This is a genomic window from Rothia nasisuis, assembly GCF_928381405.1.
In the GTDB taxonomy this organism is placed as follows: domain Bacteria; phylum Actinomycetota; class Actinomycetes; order Actinomycetales; family Micrococcaceae; genus Rothia; species Rothia nasisuis.
Window position 1 is genome coordinate 193923 of record NZ_CAKMSB010000001.1, and the last position, 22458, is coordinate 216380.

General features: G+C 54.5%; 23 protein-coding genes and 1 other RNA gene. 1 reads left to right on the forward strand and 23 read right to left on the reverse strand.

What is annotated here, in order from left to right:
- Positions 1 to 22 precede the first annotated feature (22 nt).
- The 6 genes from L6966_RS00815 to L6966_RS00840 all read right to left on the reverse strand — a co-directional run bounded on the left by L6966_RS00815 (position 23) and on the right by L6966_RS00840 (position 7937).
- Positions 23 to 1255: an alkaline phosphatase family protein gene (locus L6966_RS00815; protein ID WP_237232697.1), complete on the reverse strand. Its 1233-nt coding sequence runs from the start codon at positions 1253 to 1255 to the stop codon at positions 23 to 25.
- A 2-nt stretch (positions 1256 to 1257) separates the two neighbouring features.
- Positions 1258 to 1851, reverse strand: a complete 594-nt coding sequence (locus L6966_RS00820; RefSeq protein WP_237232698.1) for a DUF5998 family protein — start codon at positions 1849 to 1851, stop codon at positions 1258 to 1260.
- 105 nt (positions 1852 to 1956) lie between these two features.
- Complete coding sequence (locus L6966_RS00825) at positions 1957 to 4770, reverse strand: bifunctional acetate--CoA ligase family protein/GNAT family N-acetyltransferase (protein ID WP_307877394.1); 2814 nt, start codon at positions 4768 to 4770, stop codon at positions 1957 to 1959.
- Positions 4771 to 4901: 131 nt separating this feature from the next.
- The gene (locus L6966_RS00830) at positions 4902 to 5417 is read right to left on the reverse strand and encodes a hypothetical protein (RefSeq protein WP_237223769.1); all 516 of its coding nucleotides are present in this window, start codon (positions 5415 to 5417) and stop codon (positions 4902 to 4904) included.
- 640 nt (positions 5418 to 6057) lie between these two features.
- The gene (locus L6966_RS00835; RefSeq protein ID WP_180377833.1) at positions 6058 to 6546 is read right to left on the reverse strand and encodes an aromatic ring-opening dioxygenase LigA; all 489 of its coding nucleotides are present in this window, start codon (positions 6544 to 6546) and stop codon (positions 6058 to 6060) included.
- A gap of 152 nt (positions 6547 to 6698) precedes the next feature.
- On the reverse strand, positions 6699 to 7937 hold the full coding sequence (locus L6966_RS00840) for a PucR family transcriptional regulator (RefSeq protein ID WP_237232699.1): 1239 nt from the start codon (positions 7935 to 7937) through the stop codon (positions 6699 to 6701).
- Positions 7938 to 8083: 146 nt separating this feature from the next.
- On the opposite strand from L6966_RS00840, the gene L6966_RS00845 reads away from it, so the two are divergent.
- Positions 8084 to 9478, forward strand: a complete 1395-nt coding sequence (locus L6966_RS00845; protein WP_237232700.1) for an MFS transporter — start codon at positions 8084 to 8086, stop codon at positions 9476 to 9478.
- A gap of 104 nt (positions 9479 to 9582) precedes the next feature.
- Here L6966_RS00845 and L6966_RS00850 read toward each other — a convergent pair whose 3' ends face one another.
- The 17 genes from L6966_RS00850 to L6966_RS00930 all read right to left on the reverse strand — a co-directional run bounded on the left by L6966_RS00850 (position 9583) and on the right by L6966_RS00930 (position 22451).
- Positions 9583 to 10362 carry a HEAT repeat domain-containing protein gene (locus L6966_RS00850; RefSeq protein WP_237232701.1) on the reverse strand — a complete coding sequence of 260 codons (780 nt, stop codon included), beginning with the start codon at positions 10360 to 10362 and terminating at the stop codon, positions 9583 to 9585.
- 154 nt (positions 10363 to 10516) lie between these two features.
- Positions 10517 to 10732 (reverse strand): hypothetical protein, encoded by a 216-nt coding sequence (locus L6966_RS00855; RefSeq protein ID WP_237232702.1) that lies wholly within the window; start codon positions 10730 to 10732, stop codon positions 10517 to 10519.
- Between the two features lie 17 nt (positions 10733 to 10749).
- Positions 10750 to 11125: a transfer-messenger RNA gene (ssrA, locus tag L6966_RS00860) on the reverse strand.
- Entirely contained in the window at positions 11095 to 11298 is a 204-nt protein-coding gene (locus L6966_RS00865; RefSeq protein ID WP_180377835.1) for a hypothetical protein, read from the reverse strand. The genes ssrA and L6966_RS00865 overlap by 31 nt, the downstream gene beginning before the upstream one ends.
- A 16-nt stretch (positions 11299 to 11314) precedes the next feature.
- Positions 11315 to 12016 carry a DUF4190 domain-containing protein gene (locus tag L6966_RS00870; RefSeq protein WP_237223762.1) on the reverse strand — a complete coding sequence of 234 codons (702 nt, stop codon included), beginning with the start codon at positions 12014 to 12016 and terminating at the stop codon, positions 11315 to 11317.
- Between the two features lie 24 nt (positions 12017 to 12040).
- Entirely contained in the window at positions 12041 to 12529 is a 489-nt protein-coding gene (smpB, locus tag L6966_RS00875) for an SsrA-binding protein SmpB (RefSeq protein ID WP_372237686.1), read from the reverse strand.
- Positions 12530 to 12531: 2 nt separating this feature from the next.
- Complete coding sequence (prfB, locus tag L6966_RS00880; protein WP_083091707.1) at positions 12532 to 13656, reverse strand: peptide chain release factor 2; 1125 nt, start codon at positions 13654 to 13656, stop codon at positions 12532 to 12534.
- Between the two features lie 85 nt (positions 13657 to 13741).
- Complete coding sequence (locus L6966_RS00885; protein WP_083091708.1) at positions 13742 to 14305, reverse strand: pilus assembly protein TadG-related protein; 564 nt, start codon at positions 14303 to 14305, stop codon at positions 13742 to 13744.
- On the reverse strand, positions 14302 to 14772 hold the full coding sequence (locus L6966_RS00890; RefSeq protein ID WP_237223760.1) for a hypothetical protein: 471 nt from the start codon (positions 14770 to 14772) through the stop codon (positions 14302 to 14304). The genes L6966_RS00885 and L6966_RS00890 overlap by 4 nt, the downstream gene beginning before the upstream one ends.
- Positions 14756 to 15160: a TadE/TadG family type IV pilus assembly protein gene (locus L6966_RS00895; RefSeq protein ID WP_083091710.1), complete on the reverse strand. Its 405-nt coding sequence runs from the start codon at positions 15158 to 15160 to the stop codon at positions 14756 to 14758. The genes L6966_RS00890 and L6966_RS00895 overlap by 17 nt, the downstream gene beginning before the upstream one ends.
- Positions 15161 to 15165: 5 nt before the next feature.
- Positions 15166 to 15375: a hypothetical protein gene (locus tag L6966_RS00900; protein WP_237223759.1), complete on the reverse strand. Its 210-nt coding sequence runs from the start codon at positions 15373 to 15375 to the stop codon at positions 15166 to 15168.
- Between the two features lie 55 nt (positions 15376 to 15430).
- Positions 15431 to 16366 (reverse strand): type II secretion system F family protein, encoded by a 936-nt coding sequence (locus L6966_RS00905; protein WP_237223758.1) that lies wholly within the window; start codon positions 16364 to 16366, stop codon positions 15431 to 15433.
- Positions 16363 to 17214, reverse strand: a complete 852-nt coding sequence (locus L6966_RS00910; protein ID WP_237232703.1) for a type II secretion system F family protein — start codon at positions 17212 to 17214, stop codon at positions 16363 to 16365. The genes L6966_RS00905 and L6966_RS00910 overlap by 4 nt, the downstream gene beginning before the upstream one ends.
- Positions 17214 to 18446, reverse strand: a complete 1233-nt coding sequence (locus L6966_RS00915; protein ID WP_083091816.1) for a TadA family conjugal transfer-associated ATPase — start codon at positions 18444 to 18446, stop codon at positions 17214 to 17216. The genes L6966_RS00910 and L6966_RS00915 overlap by 1 nt, the downstream gene beginning before the upstream one ends.
- A 328-nt stretch (positions 18447 to 18774) precedes the next feature.
- Positions 18775 to 19548: an ABC transporter ATP-binding protein gene (locus L6966_RS00920; protein ID WP_083091713.1), complete on the reverse strand. Its 774-nt coding sequence runs from the start codon at positions 19546 to 19548 to the stop codon at positions 18775 to 18777.
- 6 nt (positions 19549 to 19554) lie between these two features.
- The gene (locus L6966_RS00925; RefSeq protein WP_083091714.1) at positions 19555 to 20436 is read right to left on the reverse strand and encodes an ABC transporter permease; all 882 of its coding nucleotides are present in this window, start codon (positions 20434 to 20436) and stop codon (positions 19555 to 19557) included.
- Positions 20433 to 22451, reverse strand: coding sequence for a glycosyltransferase (locus L6966_RS00930; RefSeq protein WP_083091715.1), 2019 nt, complete (start codon positions 22449 to 22451; stop codon positions 20433 to 20435). The genes L6966_RS00925 and L6966_RS00930 overlap by 4 nt, the downstream gene beginning before the upstream one ends.
- Positions 22452 to 22458: the final 7 nt, after the last annotated feature.

Genomic DNA, 22458 nt, shown 5'->3' on the forward strand with positions numbered 1-22458 from the left:
CCCCGGTTTATGGGTTCGGGCCCTAACCAGTGGGTAACATCAGCAGAGGCACCTGAGTTTCTTCACTGGTGAGGGATCCGTGCTGACCCACCATGTTGAGGGCTTGAGGCTTATAGTGGCGCATATCGTAAAGAGCTATGGGTTCACGCGTTGCCACAATTATGTCGCCGATACGGGCTCGTGCAGTATCAGAAATGACCGGCCCAAAATATCCGTTCTCGTAGAGATACTCAGTATCAATCACCCAGGCTTGCTCCCCCCATGTCTCGCCCCAGCGGCCCAGCGCGTCCTCTTTAGCGCCCTGCCCGCAATCTTTCAGGTAGAGCTGCACCATACGCGGTTCACCGGCCGTGAGTTCAACATTCTCTAACAGCGTGCGGTCACCTGAATAGTCAATACGGTTCTCGGCGGCGATGTTAACCATGCCGTGGTCGGCTGTAACCAGAAGAAGTACATGGGGTGGCAGGCGCCTAACGAGCGATTTAAGCGCCAGGTCAAGCTCTTCGAGCTGCCACAGCCACTGCTTCGAGCCTGCACCGTACTTGTGCCCAGCCTGGTCTAATTCACCCCAGTAGAGGTAGACCAGTGAAGGCTTACGCGAGTTGAGAAGACTGGCGGCCAAAGTAGTGCGCGCAGCATATGTGGAGGCATGAACGAATCGGCCACCGCGCAGGCTTGCCTCACTTAGCCCTGTACCTGCGTACTTACCTAGCGATACGGTCACCACATCGAGGTGGTTCTCAAAACGTTCAAAGACGGTGGGGATTGGTTGCCAAGAGCGGGGATCAACATGTTTGTCCCACCCCGAGAGCTGGTTCATGACCTCTCCACTATCGGGGTTGCGCACTTCGTACCCAGCCATGCCGTGGTAGCCAGGTGCTGTGGCCGTGCCCAGGCTGGTTAGTGAAGCTACCGTGGTGGAGGGCATGGCCGCGTCTAGTGGCCCCAGCGAGGTGGCTTTCTTGAGGAAGGGCGCATATGAACCGTAACGGTTGAGTAGGGCCTGCCCCAGGCCGTCTACCATCACCAGGCAGACACTTCGGTAGCGTGAGGGGTCGGCACCTGCCTCGCTGATTCGATTAGCTAAGTGGAGCAAATCGTGGCGCCCGGGCCCGTGAAGGGGGTGCGGGTCCGGGGTGAGAGAGCTCTGGGCAGCTAAAGTCCCGCAGGCTTCAAAAAGGTCTGCAAGGCTGTTGTTCCCATAGGACGCCGGGGCGGGCAGGGCGCTGCCGCAAAAGTCAGTGAGGGGTTCCATCGCTAGGCACCAGCTCCGGCCATAGCTGCCATGTGCGCTGCCCGCAGGGCCCTAGCAAAGGTTCGGGCTTGGGCGGTTGCTACGGGCCCATCGGCGGGAGCCGAGACGCGCAATAGCATGTCTTCTCGTGGTGCTAGGCCTGCGTAGCCGTGATCAGCGTCGCAGGTTGGATCAGGGCAATCCGCCGGTTGCACATCAAGCCGCTGGGAGCCGGTCCAGGCAATGAGTAGAGACACCTCAGACACCTCAGAACCGCTCCGGTAGTGCTGAGGCTGAGGGTAGGTATAGCTGACGGTTAGGGTACTAATTCGACTCACGTGCAGGGTTTCAACTGAAACATGGGCCAGTACCTGCTGACCGCTCTCGTCAAGGTTTTGGTCATCGAGATGGGCTACCAGGAGGGCCGATTCGGCGAGAACCAAAACGGTGATGTGACGGTGAACCTCATTCTGGTCAAAGTGAGTTTCCACCTGAACCAGATGGCTAGTGGGGGTGAGCCCAGCAAGGGCCTCTTCGACGGTGTCGAGCACCAACTCAGGGTAAAAACCTGCCTGATGAATATCGTCTGTTAAAGCCTCAGTAGCTCTGTGGGTCATGGTGGTATGTCAATCCTTTATCTGTGATGCTATCGCCCCTGCCGGTTTAGAGGATTCAGACCAGCAGGCACGGCTTTTATTCAGCAAAATTTCCGCAAACCGCACCTAGCTACTCATGGTGCGCCGGGCAGAGTCAGTGCGTTGTTGCGGGTTACCCAGGCGTATCTTGGCGCCAACCACGGTGAGAGTCTCTTGGGAGAGCAGCACGGGGTTAAGTTCCAGGTAGGCGATTTCTGGGTGGTTGTCTTTCAGCAGGGCAACACGTGCGCAGAGATCCTCTATCAGGTCAATGCGCACCTGCGGTAAATCACTGGAGACAAAGAGCTTAGATGCGGCCTTAGGTGAGCGCACCATGGTGTGGACGTCACGTTCAGTCAGCGGCGGAATGCGGTGTGCCCAGTCATCGAGCAGGCTGGTGGCATCTCCTGCCATGCCGAAGGAGACCACGGGGCCGATCAGTGGGTCTTCGATACCGGTGAGCACGGCAGTTTGCCCGGCTGGCACCTGCTTCTGCACGGTGAGGTCAAAACGCCCGTAGGGTTCGAGAACACGGTGCATCTGGGCGATTTCGCTGGTCAGTTCGTCATCGCTTTCAATGCCCAGGCGCACACCACCCAAATCAATGCGGTGGCGTAAGAAGTCATCAGTAGTTTTCAGTACGACCGGGTAGCCCCCGGCTTCTGCAACCGCTTTGACTGCCTGCTCAGGGGTGTCGAAACCAAATTCTGGGAGCAAGGTGATGCCATAGTGAGCCAGAATCTCTTCGGTAGCCACAGCGTTGAGGTCTCGCAGATTTTCACCGGTCACACCGGTGAGATGTTCAGCAATCAGGGCGGCGGCCTTCTTGGGGCTGATACCTTCGGGTACAGCCAGCGCCCCTGTCTCTTGATCGCGCCACTCAACATAGTCCATCACAGCTGCGAGCGCTTGAATGGAAGCGCCCGGAGATTCGTAGCAGGGCAGGCCCTGCTGGACGGTCATACTGGGTTTGCCTGTATCAGCATCGCCTGCACCCGGGGCTTCTGTCTCTTGAGCTGCCCGCTGGGAGGTCGGATTGGGATCCTCCCAAATACCGTAGAGAGCTGCATCAAGACCCAGTGTTCCGGGAAAGGATGTAACAATGGGCTTGCCGGTGCGCTGACCAGCCCGGTGAAGTACTGCGGCAACGTCCTGGGGAGCAATCGACTCACCGGTCAGGAACACACCGATCATGGCGTCGATGTCTGATGACTCTAAGGCGGTGGTAGCTACATCTTCTAGGATTTCAAGACCGTTGACGCCGTCGTCTGTCAGGCGGAGCATGGATTCAGTAACGCGCACATCGATGTTCAGCCCCTCCGCTTTATCAGCGATAATCTGCCCCAGGGCTGAAGCGTTCGAGAGGATAGCCACTCGGCGGCCTGCGGGTAGGGGCTGAGAGACAAGAATCTGGGCGACATCGAGTACCCGGTCAAAGGTCTCTGCACTGATCACACCAGACTGGCGGAACATGGAGTCGAGAGCCTGGGGCGGGGCAATAGAAGTTCGCCCAGAGTGCCCCGGTGGCAGCTGCTGGCCAGTGACGGCGTTCTTGGCTACCAGAACCGGCTTTGCCCTGGAGAGTCTGCGGGCGATACGCGAGAACTTGCGCGGGTTGCCGATAGACTCCAGGTAGAGGGCACAAACCCGAGTTGCTTCGTCGTCCTCCCAATACTGCATAATATCGTTACCCGAGACGTCGGCCCGGTTACCGGCTGACACCAGTGAAGAAACACCGATGTTCCGCTTAACAGCGGTATTTGAGAACATAGCACCGATTGCGCTGGACTGGCTAAAGAGGCCTAGTGAGCCTGGCTTGGGGTCTTGGGCGCTGATGGTGGCATCAAGTCTGATAGTCGGATTATTGTTCAACACCCCGAAAGACGCTGGCCCGATAACGCGCATACCGTGCCTGCGGGCCGACTTGACGAGAGCTTTCTGGCGGGCCCGCCCGCGGGCGCCGTCGTCCGCGTACCCCGCCGTATAAATGAGCACACCCCGCACGCCGGCTTCACCGCTAGCTTCCACAGCCGCTGCTACGTCTGCGAGGGGAACCGCAATAATACCCAAGTCAATGGGGTAGGGCACCTCAGCTACCGAGGTAAAAATGGGCACGTCCCCTGCCGGCAAACCTGCCTCGTTGATTCCCACCAGCTTTCCCGTGAAACCACCCGCAACGATGGTATCGATGACCCGCTGGCCGTTAGCCTCCCAACGGTCTGAGGTTCCGATGACCGCGACCACTTCTGGCGCGAGTAGTTCCGCGATAGATTTGGCCTCTGCACGGTGTTCACGGGCCTCCATGACTCCGCGTGAGCGATCGGTCGGGTCGATATTGAAATGGACCATGACCATGCCGTCTTCGAACTCGCGTGAAATTTCGTAGCCAGCGTCAGTGAATACGTTGAGCATCTTGCGGTTTTGTGGGAGCACTTCTGCGCTGAACCGGTCAATGCCTCGTTCATTAGCGGCAGCGGCTAGATGCTCCAAGAGGATTGAGCCGATACCGCGGCCCTGGTGGGCATCGGAAATCATGAAAGCGACTTCAGCTTCAGTGGGGTTGTTGGTGCGGTCGTAACGGCCGATGCCAATCATTTCGTCATCAAGCATGATGACAAAGGCAACCCGATTATTGTGGTCAACGGTGGTGAAGCGTGTCAGTTCTTTGTCGCTGAGCGTAGGCTTATGGGTGAAAAAGCGCAGGTAGATGGTGCGTTCGGACTGCCCGGCATACATCTTCTCTAGAGCCACACGGTCGGTGGGGACGACCGGCCGCAGATTGGCTGTGGCACCGTCACGGAGTACCACGTCGGCCTCCCAGTGGGCCGGGTAGATAAAAGGGATCTCATCGGTAGTCGGGTGATTCGGGTCAGCTGGGGTAAAGCGGCTATCGTTGGGCACGCGGTGCTCCTGTCATGCGGGCGTCCTTGCTTTTGCACCCAATCCTACCTCTGTGCGAGGCGCCCATCACACAGATGACAGAGGTGTGTATCTGTAAATCGCCCGTTGATGGGGCTTGACGGGGTTAAGAACTATTGAGTGTTTTCGTCAACGCAACGTTGGATAGCCTCTTCGTCACCGGCGTAGATGTACTGACAGTTGAGACTCTCTGCTTCATGGAGGAGCCAGCTGTTCATCCAGAACATGCCAATGGCCAGTGGTAGGCAAACCAGGCCTATAGCTATACCGCCCCAGGCTAAGCCAGCGGTTTGGCCACTCGATACGGTTCGCGGGTAGCGAGAGCGTAGAACCAGGGCCCGGATGCCAAGGATCAGCGCGCCGGATGCGGGTATTAGGGCAATCAGTGCCAGCACACCACCCATGAGCGCAACCAGGGCGCTCACTACACCCGAGGTAAGAGCCATGACCCCACTGTAGTAGCCACGCCCGCGCTTGTCTCCAACCAGCTGACCGTAGGGGCGCCGGTAGGCTGCGGGCACCTGATATTCCGGGGGGCCGGGCACGGTGATGAAATCATAGGGTGGGTGCATCAGGACGCCTGCTCCCCCAGCGGGTGCCGCAGGCTGAGGTGAGAGCGGCTGGGTCATAGCAGGCTCCTTAGGCTTTTACACGGGGTCTTGAGTCTTGCACAATCTAGCTTATCAGGTGAGGGTCCCGCTTCTGGCAGAAGACAACGAGCTTCGGCGGTCAGCTGAGGGTATCCCACCTGCGCAACAAAATCCGCCCGTCAGCGCTTTGCGCGCTATCTTATTGGGGAGCAACAGGCGTTGGTTGGCGTGTATCTAGAAGCTTATTCATCAGGGCTTCCGCAGGCTCACGCTCGAGGGAGCTCAGCGGCTTCACCTATTTTCTCGTCAGCCTTTCTTTCCTCGCGCGCTCGGAAGCTGCCGACTCCATCTGAGCGTGCGAGGAAGTAAATCTGCGGGCTTCAATGGGCGTAAGCCTGACCCTCTCGCCTGGTTCGCTCCTGGCTGGCACGCTCGCCAGATGCGCAAGGTTTTCTTTTTCTTTTTCGCTGCACGAAAAATCCTTGCTTATCCAGGCGATTGGTGCCCCGCCTTGCGGCGGATTCCGTGCCCTGAGGGCGTTGCATCTTCGCTTCGCTCAGATGATTCGCACCAGTTTCTTTTGTCATCTGGGGGCGGAAACTGGTGCTCATCGGCTCACTCCATCCGAGCCAGCAGCCTCGCTGCGAGTCTGCTTCACCTACCCTTATGAATAAGCCTCCTAGTCAGTGCGCGCCTGCCGGGGAGCCAGCTTCACAAGAGCTACTCCCACACAAGCCAGCACCACACCAACCCCCACCATCAGGGCAGAAACACCAAAGGAGACCACAGAGGTGAAGAGTGAAGCACGCAGAAAGGACGCGTCCATCATCACAGTGCGGCGAGCCTGCAGTTCTTCAACGAGAGCATCATCACCGGCATCCTCAGCATCAGTGATCATGGAGCCTAACTCAGCGTAAGTCTTGCCCTCATAGGCGGTTCCTTCGGCACCGGCAGTTGCATGTTGGCGGATGGTCTCTGCCTGAGCGTAGGCGGTCAAGGGCCCTTTGACTTCGTCCCCAGCAAAGGCTCCACCCATGAACTGGGAGTCAGCGGGAACAGTAATGCGTTCCTCTGCCAGCTGCCCGCTCACAGTAATCCACGCTAGGGAACCTCCCACCACCATAACGAGTGCAACAAAAATAGAAACCAATCCAGCGAAACGTGCCATAGTAAACCTCTTTCTGAGCGGGTGCATAACTTAGATATCACTTCAGCAAAGTTTATATAACCATATACTATTCCGTGCCTGTCTTTTCACCTGTTCACCAGCTAGGACGCATGGCAGGCTACACCAGCCCAAGTTACACTGTGCCCCCTAGCTTAGGTATTCACCAATCGGTCTTTGCTCCTGCTCTCATCATCGCCTCGGGGCAGCTTGAGATAGTACGACACCCACAGCACGCCGAGACACACATTGATATCAGAAAGGCTTTGACCCGTTAGCCGTTCAAAACGAGCAACTTTATTTCTCAGCGTGTTCTCATGAATATAAAGCTGCTCAGCAGCAAGACGGTAGTTGCGGCCGGCCTCCACAAAAACCTCAATACATTTAAAGAGAGGCATCTCCCCTGGCCTTGACTGACCTAACGGGTCATACAAAGACCGGGTGAGAGCCTCCCCCACGCCGGGGAGTTGCCCCACAGCCACCTTCCACCCCAATGACTCTATACTGTGCCACCCGGTAGCCTCAGGCGGCAGAGCTACTAGCACCGACCGAGCCTCGGTAAAAGACTTCCCCCAGGAGTCAGCACCGCCACATGAACCGACTGCACATACGACCCCCTCGGGTGCTTCGGGCAGAACACCAACGTCCTTACACTCTGGAACTAAACCTACAAGCTGCCCATCTACCTGTGCCGCGAGCGCGGGAGCTGCCCCTGTAGCCACATGATGCTCAACCCATTGAATCCACTCTTCAGCTTGCGAAGCCCGCCCCAGAATCACGGCACATTCACCCCCCTCAGGTAACCCCAGAGAGCTAGCTCTTTGGGCCAGCTCGGTAGCATGAGTGGCCCTCCCCTCTACCAGCTGACCTAGGAATTCTTGCTTTAAGGCCCCACGCCGAGCCGAGCCCTCTACTGCCACATCATCATAGAGCTGGGCTATCTGAATCATGAGCTGATCCCCGGCAACCCATAGGTACTCCACCAACTGCAGGTTTTGCTCCATCGGTAGCCCTTGCCGCCGAGCCAACCGCGCGCACCACTGTTGAATACCGGTCAGCACCATACGGTACGCCCGCAAAACAGCTCCAATGGAAACCCTCTGAACCAGACAATGCTCTACAAGCTGAGACGAAATGGCAGCTTGATCGTGCCCCACCGCTTCACACAGCAGGGCCTGGTTCGAGTCTGCGGTATCAATTACAGACTGCCTCAACACCTCGAGCACAGCATCGAACATACACCCCACACTTCGGTGCACTTCCCGCTGCGGAATCACTGAATAGTCCAGTATTTCCTTGAGAATAGCTGCCACTGTAGAAGACACCAGCCCATCTTTCTCCTCAGCCAACTGGGTTAGAAGAATATCAAACGAGATATAACGTGCATCACTCATACCTCCATTGTAGAAAATTACACAGGAACCCCACATGTAATGGAAAAACCTACATTGCCATGACTCACACCACAGACTTACTGTTAGTGGCATGCCTCACCTTGAGGCCTACTCCGAAACCATCAACCACAGAGGGGCACACACCCATGACTGAAGCAATCTTCAAGGCAGAGAAGGTGATGCAACCGGTACGCACCACCAAACAAAAGCGCAAGGCCTTCATCGGGGCCGTCGCAGGGCACCTTATTGAATGGTACGACTACGGTGTCTACGGCTTTGTAGCCGTCTATGTGGGTGCCGCCTTCTTCTCCGCAGGAACCCCCGCAGTTGCACTGCTAGCTTCGTTTGCTACGTTTGCACTCTCTTTTTTCATGCGTCCGCTCGGCGGATTCGTCTTCGGTCCACTCGGTGACCGCATCGGACGAAAGAACACTATGGCCCTGGTCATGTTCCTCATGTCAGGTTCCACCTTCATGATTGGTTTGCTCCCCACCTACGAGACCATCGGCGTCCTTGCCCCAGCTCTGCTGATTCTGGCGCGCTGCCTACAAGGGCTTTCAGCAGGCGGTGAAATCGGAACAGTCACTTCGTACGTGGCAGAATACGGCGGCCCCGAACGCCGTGGTCTTGCAACCTCACTTCTCATGACTATCGCTGTATCCGGTTTGATTCTGGGCTCACTGGTCGCTAACGGTCTTGCGTCTATCTTGGGGGATACATCCATGCAGGAATACGGCTGGCGTATTCCCTTCCTTATCGCAGGCCCCCTTGGCCTGATTGCAGCTTTTATTCGCTCTCGCCTTGAAGATACCGCCCAGTTCGAGGCCATCTCTGAATCTGGGCACCAAGAGAAACGCCCTATCCGCGCCACCTTTCAGTGGAAGGTCAATATCACCCTGGTCGCAGGCTCCATCGCCTTGCTGGCCTGCATGTTCTATCTGATTCTGACTTACTCCTCCACCTACTTTGTCAAGGATCTCGGTTTCTCAGCTAATACCCGTTTCTGGTTTATTACTATCGGCGGTTTGACGGCTGCTTCGCTGATGCCGCTGGGTGGCCTCATCACCGACGTGCTGGGGCGTCGCTGGTTTCTTATGCTCACGTCAGCACTTACCATCCCAGCCCTCTACTGGTTCTTCACGACTGCACCGGGGTCAACTCCGTCCGAGATTTTCTTACCCTTCATGGTGCTGTGCGTACTTTTTGGTCTCTACTCTTCCACCCCATACGCGGTGATGAGTGACCTGATTCCCACCAGCATCCGCGCTACAGGCATCTCAATGGGTTACAACATCCCCGTAGCGGTTTTTGGTGGTTCTGCCCCTTTTATCGCGACCTACCTGGTTAATCTCACGGGTGATATCACCAGCCCCATGTACTTCTTCATAGCCTGTGCAGCCTTCTCTTTCCTTGCTGCCACCTTTACCAGCCACAAGCACTACCAGCGGGTACGCGATGCTGACGCCGCTCTCATGGAGAAAGTGAACAACACCGCCAGCACGCCGGTAGTCTCTGCTGCGGAGGTTCAAACCGACCGATAAAAATTTAGTTTCTATATAGAAAATCCGCTGTAGTTGTTGCCGTTGTGGGTAGTAACTACAGCGGATTAAGGCATAAAAGATAGGATGCTGAATTTCCAGGTCTATCAGCCTGCAGAGCTCCGGTCAATGGATCGCAGGCCACGTTTTACGATTCTGGCGGTGGCGGCGCTATCACTTTCAGCAGCCCATTGGTTGCACAGTCCAATAGCCCAATCAGGGCGTGTCTTCGCGGCATCGTTGATCCAGTTGGAGACAGAGTCCTGCACATACTGCGATGGGTCAGCACGGAGCTGATGCAGAATCGGCTCACCGAGTTCAGGCTGCTGTTTCAGTACGGGGATATGCGACGCCCAGACGCCGCGTGGACGGAGTGCTTCGCTGGCGAATCGGCGCACTCGTTCGGACGGATCGCTTGCCCAACCAACGAGTATGTCGATACTGGTATCAAGGTCACTGACGAGCACCGGGCGCGCCGCCATCCAGGCCCACTCGCGAACGGCAAAGTGTTCATCGTCGGCGAATCGGCGCAGTTTCTCCAGCAAGGCGGCTGGGCCGGTTCTGACCTGTGAGGCGTGGAGAAAGCACACCCAGCCGCGCACAGTGTCAGAGGTCTGACCTGCTAAGTGCTCGATCTCGGCTACGTCAAGGTTCTCGGCTAGGGTCGCACCGATGCGTGTCATACGTTTTAGGATGCCAAGCTTCTGCGCTTCAGAAACCCTAGTTTTCACTTCTTTGTCTGCATTTGGTAAGACAGCTTGCAACAGAATCGTATGATCTACGGCAAGGGCTTCAGCCAGCGTCCGTGCTGATGCGGTGCCCGTATTGAGCGCTTCCAAGTGAGTTGCGTCAATCTCGGTGTTGCTACGCGCACGGCGCCAGCTCACTGCAGAGCCTCATCGCTACAGAGCCTGAGTGGCAAAAATTCTGACTCTTGTTTGATAACAATCACCCTACTCGTTGAGTCACTGTACGGCTAGTCACCTAACAATATAACTAGATAACTAGCACGTTCACTTTCATCGTACCTGTGCCGCCATGCTACCAGAAATCACACACCATACCCTGCTCAATGAAAATCAACCCACCATTGCTTCCAGTTGGCATTTGCGGCACACGAGCAGCCTCAGGGATATGGCCGTCCATCAGATTATGCGGCCCTTCCATTAGGAACTGCCCCACACAGGTCGGCGGACGAAGGCCACCTTCAAGAAGCCCACTGAGGCAAATAAAATGAGGGGAGGCCTTGAACTCCATGTTCAAGGCCTCCCCTCAGGTGGAGATGCGGGGAATCGAACCCCGGTCCGATGTGGCGTCAACGGGTCTTCTCCGTGCGCAGTTTGTGAAAGCGGTGTTTTCGGCTACCTTGCTTGCGCAAACACTTACAAGGCCTAACCTAGCCGTATAAAAGTCCCACCCGGCCCTACGACAAGGACGGGCAGCAGTGGCCTTTTAAACTGATGGTAGGGACTGAGCCAAAGGCAAGCTCAGGCTACCAGACTGCATCGCTGGGATTATTAGGCAGCGAGTGCGAAGTCAGTGCGCTTAGATTCTGCACTTATTTTTTTGCAGAGGGCGTTAACGAGATAACCCTGCGTCCTCGGCACGCTTCATCCATCTCAACTCACATCGTCGAAACCGATCATCCCCTCTTCTTTTATCAAAGAACGCCAAGCTAAGCGTTTTCCGATACGCCTTCCGAGTCGCAACTCAATCTGAAAGACGTCAGCCCAAATAGCCTGGAGAGAACACTCTACCAGCTGGGTTAAAACATGTAAAGCTGTTTTGGCACCGGTGGCCGGTGCCAAAACAGCTTCAGACATCAAAGAGCTCCCGTAACTACTCGATTCCCAAGCGTTCATTCATACAACGGTCTATAGCTGCCTGAGTAGGCTCGTTAGAGCACTCAAAGCCAGCGGCAAATATCCAGCCAAACAAGACGCCTAAAATAATTGCTGAAATTAAGCCGAGCACGCTGAGGATAATTCCTGCGATTGCCAGTCCTTTACCTCCGCCGCCGTGCTTGACGTTGCGTAGGGCAACAATACCAAGAACCAGACCAACTAGGCCTAGGGCACCGCCAACAACGGTCCAACCTGTCATAAAAGCTAAAATACCGAGGACGAGTGAGGCAATAGCCATACCTTTGGGCCCCTCAGTCCGACCGATATACGGTGCGTCGTACTGCTGGTAGGTAGCGGGCTGGCCGCCATAATGGTTCGGCTGACCGTAGCTCGGAGCGCTGTATCCCTGTTGGTTGTACCCCTGCTGGCTGTAGCTCTGGCCTGGGCTCTGCTGAGAACCGTCCGGCGAACCGTAGTTGGTCGAATTGTAGGCAGGGGATGTGCTTGCCTGAGAAGGAGCGGCTTCACCCGCGCCGTAGCCATTAGCGCTGCCTGCCTGCGCTACAGATTCGTAAGAAGGAGTTGTCTCCTTCTCAACGCCCTGCCCAAAGGAACCGTTCTGGGGCTGATTAGGGGTCTGGCCGTACTGGCCGGATGCATAGCCGCCGTAGTGGTTTTCGTTGTTACTTGAAGTCATGATTCTCCTTAGGTTGTGTGCCCGCTAGCCTAAATTCCTGTAACGCATAGCGCGTTGCGCTTCAAGATTATCCTGCCGTTCGCGCAAAGCCTGACGTTTGTCGTAATCCCGTTTACCTGTGGCCAGCGCAATTTCGACCTTGGCTCGGCCCCTACTGAAGTAGAGTTTAAGAGGTACTACAGTATATCCGCTCTCTTTTAGCTTCTGGGCAATTTTGTTGATTTCGGTGCGGTGCATAAGCAGTTTACGTCGACGGCGGGCTGCATGATTGGTCCACGAGCCGCGCCCGTACTCAGCAATATGGATACCTTCGAGCCAAAGCTCGTTACCGTACATCTGGCAGAAACCGTCGGTGATGGAGGCCCCCCCGTCACGGAGTGACTTGACCTCGGTGCCCATCAGAACCAGCCCTGCTTCCCACGTCTCGATGATGTTGTAGTTGTGCCGTGCCCTGCGGTTGGATGCAATGGTGTGGTTATTGGGGTCCTCTTTGGTTACTTTTTTCTTAGCCACGTCTATTCTTCGTTCTTTCTTTTCTGTCGCTCAGCGGCGCGCCAGCGCACCCCGGCGTCGATGAAACCCTCGAGGGCCCCGTCAAAAACAGCTGAGGGGTTGCCCTCTTCATAATTGGTTCGTAGGTCTTTGACCATCTGGTAGGGGTTGAGCACGTAGGAGCGCATCTGATCACCCCATGAGGCTTTGACGTCACCTGCCAGTTCCTTCTTTTTGGTGTCTTCTTGCTCTTTGCGTAACAGTAGCAGGCGGGATTGTAGGACGCGCAGGGCTGCGGCTCGGTTCTGAATCTGCGATTTCTCGTTCTGCATGGAGACGACGATGCCGGTGGGGATATGGGTCATGCGCACGGCAGAGTCAGTGGTATTGACTGACTGACCGCCAGGGCCTGAGGATCGGAAAACATCGATTTTCAGCTCGGACTCAGGAATCTCGATGTGGTCTGTCTGTTCGATAAGGGGAACAACTTCCACAGCGGCGAAGGAAGTCATGCGCTTACCCTGACTGTTAAAGGGTGAGATTCGGACGAGTCGGTGGGTGCCCGCTTCGATGGAGAGGCGGCCAAAAGCATAGGGTGCCTTGACCTCGAATGTTGCTGATTTGAGACCGGCCTCTTCGGCGTAGGAGGTATCCATGACCGTGGTGTCGAAATCGTGTTTCTCGGCCCAGCGCAGGTACATGCGCAGTAACATCTCGGCGAAGTCTGCTGCGTCCACACCACCGGCGCCCGCGCGGATGGTGACAACCGCATCACGCTGATCATACTCCCCAGAGAGAAGGGTGATGACTTCGAGATTAGCCAGTCGCTTTTTGATGGCGGTGAGTTCGTTTTCCGCCTCTGAGAGAGCCGCCGAATCTGCTTCTTCTTCGGCAAGCTCTACCATAATTTCAAGGTCTTCAATGGCTTGTTTGAGTTTGAGGAGTTTATCGAGTTCAGCCTGTTTGTGGGAGAGCTGGGAGGTCACTTTTTGAGCTGCCTCGGGGTCGTCCCACAGGTCAGGAGCACCTGCTGCTTCGGAGAGTTCCGCGATGGACGCACGCAACTGTTCAACGTCACTGACCTCTTCGATGGAGGTGTACGTTGACCGGAGTGTCTTAATCTGGGCGGAAAAATCTAAAGTAGCCATGGTTATTAACCCTAGCTGAAAGCAGTGCTAGGCTACCAGTTTCGGAGGGTACCGATTCCTTGGCCGGTGGGCGGAACCTGAGTAGTTATTGGGCAGCGTTCACACGAGCTTTACCGGTTGCGGTGATGGTGATGCCGTCAGGGAGCACGAGAGATACGATGGGTGGGCGGGCAACAGCTGAGAGCACCACCTCCGCTGTGTTGTTTTCTGCGACACCAGTTGCTGGGTTGAGGGTCAGCCCTTCAAAGTCAGAACTGGCCCCTGTCTCTGCCAGAAAGGTCTGACTGTTAGCTGTCACGGTAGCTGGGGTAAGCACTAGTTGGGCGTCGCTGGTGGCCGAACCAGCCAGTCCCTCAACTCTCTGTGCTGTTGAGCTAGCGGTTTGATCTGCCAAGGACTGTAGCTTATGCCTCTCTAAATAGATGGCGCTCACTGCAACCACCACCGTGGCTACCAGGAGTAGCACCAGGCATAGGCCGACGATGAGAAGTAGGACGCTACCCCCTTCTCGCCCATCGTCCTTTAGTGACCGGTGGGGGTGTTTACAGCCTACGCTTGAGTCGGCCTGTTTCGGGGCTTGCTGCCCCAACGCCCTGTGAATTAACGAGTTTAGGGCGAAGAAGCGGCGACCGAGTTTTATGCATCTCATGAGTAGTTCCCTCCCCAACTGGTTGCCGAAGAGGTCATGGTGGCCATGCTGGGTGCATCAGCCCAGGGCACTAAGGGGAGGTCAGTTGTAACGGATACTTCTATCACAATTTTTTCACCGGGGGCGCAGGTGGCCTCACAAGCCAACGACGTACTGACCTGGTCGGGCCGTATCCCAAAGTCACTAGCAGCTAAAGCGGCGATGTTCTGAGCAACAGAACTAGAACGTTGCTCAGCCGGTAGCAAGGTCAGAACCTGGATAGCCTGGGCGCTTGAGTTAGAAGCTGCGAACGCGGCTGACTGCATTGCAAAGACAGAGAGCAAAAAGTACACTGTGGGCACCATGAGCATGGCAGATAAGGCTATAAACTCCACGAGCGCGCTACCGGCTTCACGGTCTTCACCCCGATCTACTTGGGAGACTTGAGAGTTATTTTTTCGGTGTAAGAATTTACTGTTTGATCGCATGACCTGTCACCTCCCACTCGGCAGTTAGCCCGAACGGGCCGAGTAGCGGCACAGGCGCGTTCACCGTGATTTGTAACGCCTGTGCGCCGTGCCAGTCCACCACAGCACTAGAGACTTGGGTCTGATAGCTCTGCGGAAGAACCGAATACAGTAGCTCTTGCGTGCGTTCTTCGCCGTCCTGCGGGGTGCGGTCACGCATCGCCCCGTACCGCGCCCCCTGCGACGCGGCATCCTGAACAACGTTCTTGGCATACATTGCAAAAGAAATCTGCAATACTCCCAAGAACATCAGGAGCACCAGCGCTGAAACCATCACAAATTCAGCGGTGGCATTGCCAGCGTCATCATGGAGGCGACGGGCAGGAGGCTTCACCTGTGGCCTGGTCACGGTGCCTACTGGTTGAGCATAGACATAGCATTGTTGAACATGGCGATGAGGGCGTCCTGGGCGACCACCAAAATAGCGGCTACCAAGATAGCAGTCATCATAGTCACCATAACCCAGCCAGGAACATCGCCGCGTTCCCTATTATCGGCAAGGTGTGAGGGCGCAATGAGTGTGAGCAGAACCTTGATGTAGGTCTCAGTTATCAGCTTCTTCATCTTTATTCTCCTTTGAAAGGTACTGCCCTGAGAGGCAGATTGTGTTGAATGGGCTCTAAAAATTGAGGTTAAGCAGTGAGATACCCGGGAACATTGCAAAGAGCACAGTGAGTGGAAGAATCAGAAAGACCACGGGGGCCATCATGCCAATTTCTTTCTTGCCAGCTGTTTCCATGAGTTCTCGCTTGGCGTTATCGCGTACATCTTGGGCTTGGGCGCGAAGCACGTCTGCCAGAGGTGTACCGCGTTCAATCGCAACAACCAAACCATCAACAAAACGGGATAGAGCCGCTACCGATGTGCGTTGCGAAAAACTCTGTAGAGCGGATACCAGGGGCTCTCCCGAACGGGTCATTGAAAGTATTGAGCGAAACTCCTTCGAGAGTTCACCCCGAGAACTTCTCACAACCCGTTCAAGGGCACCGACAGCGGATTCACCAGCTGTAACAGAAAGAGCCATAAGCTCAGCCAGTGCTGGAAACTCTGCCAGCATCGCTTTCTCTCGTTTCTTGATTTCGTGTGTCAGCCAATAGTCCCTCCCCAGAAATCCTATGAATCCACCCAGACTCATGAGTAAAATACCTGAAACAATACTTATCTTTCCTTGGGCCGCCCCCAGCGCAACAAACACAACAGCCAGACCGAGCCCAGCGATAGACCACAGGAGTTGTTGGATTCTGTACTCACCGGAGGAGAGGGAACCACCCAACTGTTCAAGTCTTCGGTTGAGAGCAGTTGAATCAAAGCTAGAGGCACCCCAGGTTTTGAATAGTTTGTCACTCCAGGGTTCAACAACGGCTAGTAAGGCGCCGTACAAACCTTCTGGAAGGGTAGTGTAGGTCGCGTCCCCTGCCTGTCTTTTAAATTCAGCGGCCCGAAGCTGTGGCGCGATTCGATCAGCGAAACTTTGTGTTCTTTGAGTCATAAGACTGGTTGTGATCAGCCAAATTCCTGCACTGAGCGTTAGGCTGAGCAGAAGAGCAAATCTCATAGCAACACCCTCTTCTCTTCGGGGAGAGCACCAATACGCATCATAAGCCGGTAGGCAATGATGGTCAGGGTCAAGCCCGCAGCTAGAACGATAAAACCTGCCAGGCTGTTATAGATACGGATGGTGCTAGGTTGAGTAGCCATAAGCCCGAGGACGACCCAGGGAGCAACGCAAGCAAGCCTGGCTGCATTGATGGTCCATGACTGTCTTGCTTCAAGCTCTGACCTCGTTCGGCTGTGTTCTCGCAAGAAATTGCTGAGGGTGCCCAACAGACGGCCGAGGTCAGTTCCTCCTACCTCTCGAGTAACCTTGAGAGCTTCGATGATGTTATCGGCAGTTGCGTTACTGAGTCGATCTTTGAGTCGATTGAGGGCAGGGATGAATTCGCCGCTTGCCCGGTAGTCTGAAGCAAAAGTAGCGAATGCAGGGCGGAGCGCTTCCGGTCCTCGGTACTGAAGTTGCATCAAAGCATCCGGTAGAGACATCCCTGCTCGAATAGCTGAACGGAGGTGGTCAACAGCATCAGGCCACACATCGCGTAGCTGGGCCTGGCGTTTAGCAGCTCGGCGCTTTACGTAGAGCCTGGGTAGACATAAGCCCACACCGGCTGATAGCAGGGCAAGAGGAACCAGCGACGTCAGAGCAAAAACGAAGACAAGGGCTATACAACCCAAGACAACTGACAGGGCATAAAACATGCCCACCGAAAATTTTTCGAGCTCTGCCTGGCGTAGTAGTTGTTGAAGCGCCGGTTCACCTTTGTGTTTCGGTTTCTTAGGAACATCCCAACAGGAAAGGAAAACGAGCAACCCTCCAAAGCCCAGGGTCAAACCAAGTACGAAACTCATCACATCACCTCGTCAAAGCTCAACAGGGTTTCGGGTGCGAACCCTGCCTGACGGAATTTCTCAGATGCCGGTGCTTCTGAAGCGCAACAAACCAATCGGTCCCCTTCGCGTCTAAAAATGGTGGTTGTTTCAATTACGCCATTCTCCACACGATTGCCCAGAGATACGACTTCCTGAACACGGCGACGTCCTCGTGTATCGCGGTCGCAGTGCACCACGAGGTCAAAACAGGAGGCGACGGTGGGAACAACGAAAGCCGATGAAATGTTTTCACCTGCCAGCAGAGGCAGGGTGCACATTTTAGTGATAGCGTCTCTCGCTGAGTTGGCGTGTATGGTGCACATTCCCGGCAGGCCTGAGTTGAGAGCGATCAGCATATCAAGAGCCTCAGCCTCGCGAACCTCGCCGATAATGAGGCGGTCTGGCCTCATACGCAAGGCTTCTTTGACCAAGCGACGTAACGGAATCTCTCCCTGGCCCTCCAGGTTGGGCTGGCGGCATTGAAGATTCACCACATCACGTAGAGGAATTTTCAACTCAAAAATTTCTTCGCAGGTAACAACTCGCTCGCGCATACCGATTGATGCTGAGAGGCAATTCAACAGCGTAGACTTTCCAGCTTGTGTTGCCCCTGAAATCAGAACATTGAGGCCACTAGCAATTGCAGCATCAAGAAAAGAAGCCGCGTCTTGAGACATCGAGCCCAACTTGACCAAATCATTAAGACGTGTTGCTCGAGCAATGAATTTACGGATATTGATAGCCCAATGACGTCGAGTCACATCAGGAATAGCTACATGAAGCCGACTTCCATCAGGAAGCGATGCATCAACGAAAGGTGTACTCAAATCTAACCGGCGCCCGGAGGTCTTGAGCATACGTTCTACCAGAGCACGAATCTGTTCCTCGGTCAGAGAAAGCCCTGTCAGCTCTGACTCCCCTGACCGAGCTACAAAAATCTCAGTGGGAGAGTTAATCCAAATCTCCTCGATGGTTGGATCGTCTAAGTACCGTTGAATCTCACCAAAGCCGCACACCTTATCAAACAGTACAGTGACCATCTCATCAGTATTTTCAATGCGCGGAACTAGCCCGCGAAGCATCTGCCGCTCATACTCGATGAGAGCCTGTTGGATGAGTTCCTTCGCCTCGCTCTGCTGAGCAAGAGGGTCGATATTGGAGCGGCGAATCAAATCACGGACATCAGATTCGATGAGTCGCTCGGCTTCAATAACAGACATTCCAGCCCCCATTCGCTCCATCGCGTTGACTAGTACTTTCATCCATCAAGATACAGATGATGAGCCTAAACATTCAACATGCGCGCCTATTCTGTGGAAAACCCATCCACAATCGGTTCCCCACCCACAAGCCCAACACCTCATTAAATCAGTGTGACTAGTAAAAATATTGAAATTTTCACTTATCCACAGGTCCGGTTTTCACCATGAGAGGTCGCGTAATGTTATGACACACAACACACCCTCCGGGCCTAAGCAACAAAAAAGACCACAAGCTGTAGTAGCTTGTGGTCTTCCTATAGCTCACGCGAGCAAGCTATTAAGCCTTGGCACGCATAAAGCTAACAGCCTCATCAATCGGGCCATCAAATTCCTTAGTACCGTGATCTAACACAACGCCTCGTTCGCAAATCTTGGCAACAAGATCAAGGTCGTGACTCACCACAACCAAGGTTTTACCCTCAGCACTCAAATCACGAATCTTAGCGATGCACTTCTTCTGGAAGGGCTCATCCCCCACCGCCAAAATCTCGTCCACCAGAAAGATTTCTGGATCAGTATGCACTGCCACGGCAAAAGCCAGGCGCAGGTACATGCCTGATGAGTAAAACTTGACCTCGGTATCAATAAAGTTACCTATCTCAGAAAACTCAACGATATCGTCAAATTTAGCCTCAATCTTCTCCTTACTCATACCAAGAATAGCAGCGTTCAGGTAGACGTTATCGCGGCCAGTCAAATCAGGGTGAAAGCCTGCCCCCACCTCAATCAAACCCGCGATTCGCCCACCTGCCAACACGCTCCCCCCATCGGGGTGCATCACACCAGAGATAAGTTTCAGGAGAGTAGATTTACCCGACCCGTTATAGCCCAAAAGAGCCACACGCTCGCCCTCACGAACGTCCAGCGATACCCCGTTCAAAGCATTGAACTTCTCGTTCAAGTCCCCTTTACGGCCCTTAATCAGCCAGATGAAGGCTTCCTTCATAGAACGGGTATGACGCAACACGAACCGTTTGACCAAAGATTCAACCCTGATGACTACAGGGGCATCTGCGGCTACCGGGGGCACATCAAATTTCTGTATATCCACAACTAATCAGAGCTCCTGGGCGAAGTTACCCTCGAGCTTGCGGAAGAGCAAGTCACCGAGGAATAGCGTGAACAGTGAAATACCCAACGCCACCGGAACCCACAGCGTCAGCAAATGGGGCGGAATTTGAGAAGTCGGCAGTAGCAGTGCCTCCTCAGAGAGCGTCGGAATCCAGAAGGCATAGTGAAACAGTTCTACAGCCACGGTCAACGGGTTTATGAGATAGACGGTCAGGACCCACTGATACAGAGTGTCACGTACCATCGTCCAAGAATAAAGTACGGGCGAGAACCATGTGGCCACCATGAGCAACATATCAACAATATTCTCAGAGTCCCTGAAAAATACGTTAGCCACTCCAAAGACAAGCCCCAAGCCCGCAGAAAAGACCATGATGATCACCATACCGACCAGGGCAGCACCCAGCTGCTTAAGATCGGGGCTCCAGCCAGCAAAAAAACAGGCAACCAGCAGAACCAGAATCTGGGGTACAAAGTGGATGAGAGCAACCCAGATAGTCGATACCGAAAACAGCTCGCGCGGTAAGTAAATCTTTTTAATCAGGGCCCCGTTCACCACCATGGCCTTGGCACCATTGCTGAACCCCTCAGAAAAAAAGTTAATCACAATCATGCCTGAGAACAGGTAGATAGCGTAATTCTGCATGCCGCGTTCAAGACCCAGGAATAGGCCCATAGCAACATAGAAGACACCAAACTGTACACCAGGCTTGATATAAGACCAGAGAATACCCAAAACCGATCCGCGATAGCGCACCTGAATCTCTTTGTCGACCAGTAGCTTCAGCAGATAACGGTTTTGGAGGACATCCCGCAGACCCCTTCCACGCCCTGGGGGGGCAAGGGGAACAGTTCTTTGAGTACTCATCGAATTAGCTCAGACTCCGTATGCTTTTCAAAGGTTTTTGCCCAGGCATCATAAGATGCTACCTCAGCAGCTGCAGTACGATACTGGTCCCGCAAAGCAGACCAGTCGGCAAACAGTTTGGCGTGTAGTTTAGTAGCTCGTGCCAGATTCTCCCGAAGTTTTTTCGGATCACGCTGATACCAAAATACACCTGTACCCTCAGCGTTTGTCACGAGAAGAGAGTCAAATTTGGAGACAGTCCACCAACGGTTCTCCGAATAATTCAGCTGAACCTGCGGGTGAGTCTTAGCCAGCTCATCTACCGGTTTGAACAACTGACGACCAAGAGTAGATACAGCCCAGGGAATCAGCTTTTGATAACCGGGGGATTTGAAATTTCGACGCCCCTTAAAGGGGGGTTTGTGAGTCTTTGGCTGAGGGTATTCGTCCACATCAGGCTTAAGCTGAGCGTCCTGAAACTCCTTGATTTTGCCACGAATTACTGGCAACCGTTCGCTCAGGGACGGGTGCAGATGTTCGGGCCCTGACAGCAAATCTTCGACTGCCATCAGGCGGCCTTCTTCGGTGTAGTACTGCATCGACAGGGCGTGCTTGACATCAAGGAATAGTGACTCACGCAAGACTGACCCACCCTTGTTAAAAGGCGAGTGAATCAAGGCAGTAATAAGCCGGTTACGCTCATGAAAGTAGGCCTGCCACCCCACAGAGTCGTCCTTATCTTGCCAGGAAACATGCCAGAGACCGGCACCTGGGAAGGAAACAGTTGCAACCCCAGCTTCCTTAGCCCGCAGACCGTATTCAGCGTCATCCCACTTAAGGAAGAGCGGAAGAGAAAGACCTATGCGGTTGATGACTTCAGTGGGGATGAGGCACATCCACCAGCCGTTATAGTCAACGTCCACACGGCGGTGCATCCAGTGGGTGCTACGTAAGTTGGATTTTCCTAAGTCATGCCCAAGAGACATGTCGTCATAAGGCTTATCGTAGAAGGTACGCCAGGGGTTAACAACTTCGCCAAACGCGTGTAAGACCGAACGGTCATACATATCAAACATATGGCCACCCACAATAGTGGGGTTTTTACAGTAGTCAGCAAAGGTAATGAGGCGCAAAATGGATTCGGGCTCAACAACTACGTCATCGTCAAGAAGCAACACATAGTCTGAACCGTTGTTGACGGCTTCAAACATACCGCGAGCAAAGCCACCGGAGCCGCCCAGGTTGGCCTGATTGATAATCCGGAACTTACCTGCCAGGGGTGCAACGACCTCCTCGAAATCAGGGTGGTCCTGCACCTTGTCGGTGCCTTGATCGACAATCAAGATTTCCTTAACTGTCTCAAGAGCATCGAGGTTGTTGCCCAGTGAGCGAATATTATCGATGCAATACTGCACCTTGTTCATTGTGGTGATTTGGACGGTAGCCCTACCACCAGCCTCACCCAGCCGCGGAGTGTTAGCTCCGAGCCACTCAGCCTCAATCAGGGTCAGGTCGCTCTTGGTTGCAGTGAGGTCAAACCAGTACCAGCCACCGTCGCCAAAGGGGTCGAGGGTCAAGTCAAAAGTTGTGGTTTCGGTTCCGTCAAGAACCCTAGCATCCACGCGCTGGATGACACCGCGGGCGTTTGACTTGTATACCACGACCATGCCTTCACCGTCAGTGGTGAGCTGTAGCGTGACTGACTTCAGATTGGTCCAGCGGCGCCAGTAGGAGGCAGGGAAGGCATTGAAGTAGGTGCCAAATGAGACGGTTTTACCTGAGGCGATATGAGCTGAACGTCGCCCCAGGACATCTGGCCCGGCCCCTACGAGCGCAACGGTGCTTTCGTTTTTGAGCTCCTGTTGCGCAGTAGCTTGCGCAATGGTCTGGGCTGCATCACCGTCAAGACGGGTGGGTAGCTGAACCCCGGATGCACTTCCGCTGTCAATATAGAGAGGGATGACGTCGGTTTGTACCGCTTCGGGCAAAATGATGCGTTGGAGAGTCTTCACAGTTGGGGTGTTCTTTTCAGTCATATTTATA

Coding starts and splice junctions, on each gene's coding strand:
- L6966_RS00905 (WP_237223758.1), bottom strand. CDS start 16,366: ATGAGATTTGCTCTTCTGCTCAGCCTAACGCTCAGTGCAGGAATTTGG.
- L6966_RS00930 (WP_083091715.1), bottom strand. CDS start 22,451: ATGACTGAAAAGAACACCCCAACTGTGAAGACTCTCCAACGCATCATT.
- L6966_RS00865 (WP_180377835.1), bottom strand. CDS start 11,298: ATGTCTGAAGCTGTTTTGGCACCGGCCACCGGTGCCAAAACAGCTTTA.
- L6966_RS00830 (WP_237223769.1), bottom strand. CDS start 5,417: ATGACCCAGCCGCTCTCACCTCAGCCTGCGGCACCCGCTGGGGGAGCA.
- L6966_RS00840 (WP_237232699.1), bottom strand. CDS start 7,937: ATGAGTGATGCACGTTATATCTCGTTTGATATTCTTCTAACCCAGTTG.
- L6966_RS00885 (WP_083091708.1), bottom strand. CDS start 14,305: ATGAGATGCATAAAACTCGGTCGCCGCTTCTTCGCCCTAAACTCGTTA.
- L6966_RS00820 (WP_237232698.1), bottom strand. CDS start 1,851: ATGACCCACAGAGCTACTGAGGCTTTAACAGACGATATTCATCAGGCA.
- L6966_RS00900 (WP_237223759.1), bottom strand. CDS start 15,375: ATGAAGAAGCTGATAACTGAGACCTACATCAAGGTTCTGCTCACACTC.
- L6966_RS00855 (WP_237232702.1), bottom strand. CDS start 10,732: ATGGAGTTCAAGGCCTCCCCTCATTTTATTTGCCTCAGTGGGCTTCTT.
- prfB (WP_083091707.1), bottom strand. CDS start 13,656: ATGGCTACTTTAGATTTTTCCGCCCAGATTAAGACACTCCGGTCAACG.
- L6966_RS00815 (WP_237232697.1), bottom strand. CDS start 1,255: ATGGAACCCCTCACTGACTTTTGCGGCAGCGCCCTGCCCGCCCCGGCG.
- L6966_RS00890 (WP_237223760.1), bottom strand. CDS start 14,772: ATGCGATCAAACAGTAAATTCTTACACCGAAAAAATAACTCTCAAGTC.
- L6966_RS00925 (WP_083091714.1), bottom strand. CDS start 20,436: ATGAGTACTCAAAGAACTGTTCCCCTTGCCCCCCCAGGGCGTGGAAGG.
- L6966_RS00835 (WP_180377833.1), bottom strand. CDS start 6,546: ATGGCACGTTTCGCTGGATTGGTTTCTATTTTTGTTGCACTCGTTATG.
- L6966_RS00845 (WP_237232700.1), top strand. CDS start 8,084: ATGACTGAAGCAATCTTCAAGGCAGAGAAGGTGATGCAACCGGTACGC.
- L6966_RS00870 (WP_237223762.1), bottom strand. CDS start 12,016: ATGACTTCAAGTAACAACGAAAACCACTACGGCGGCTATGCATCCGGC.
- L6966_RS00910 (WP_237232703.1), bottom strand. CDS start 17,214: ATGAGTTTCGTACTTGGTTTGACCCTGGGCTTTGGAGGGTTGCTCGTT.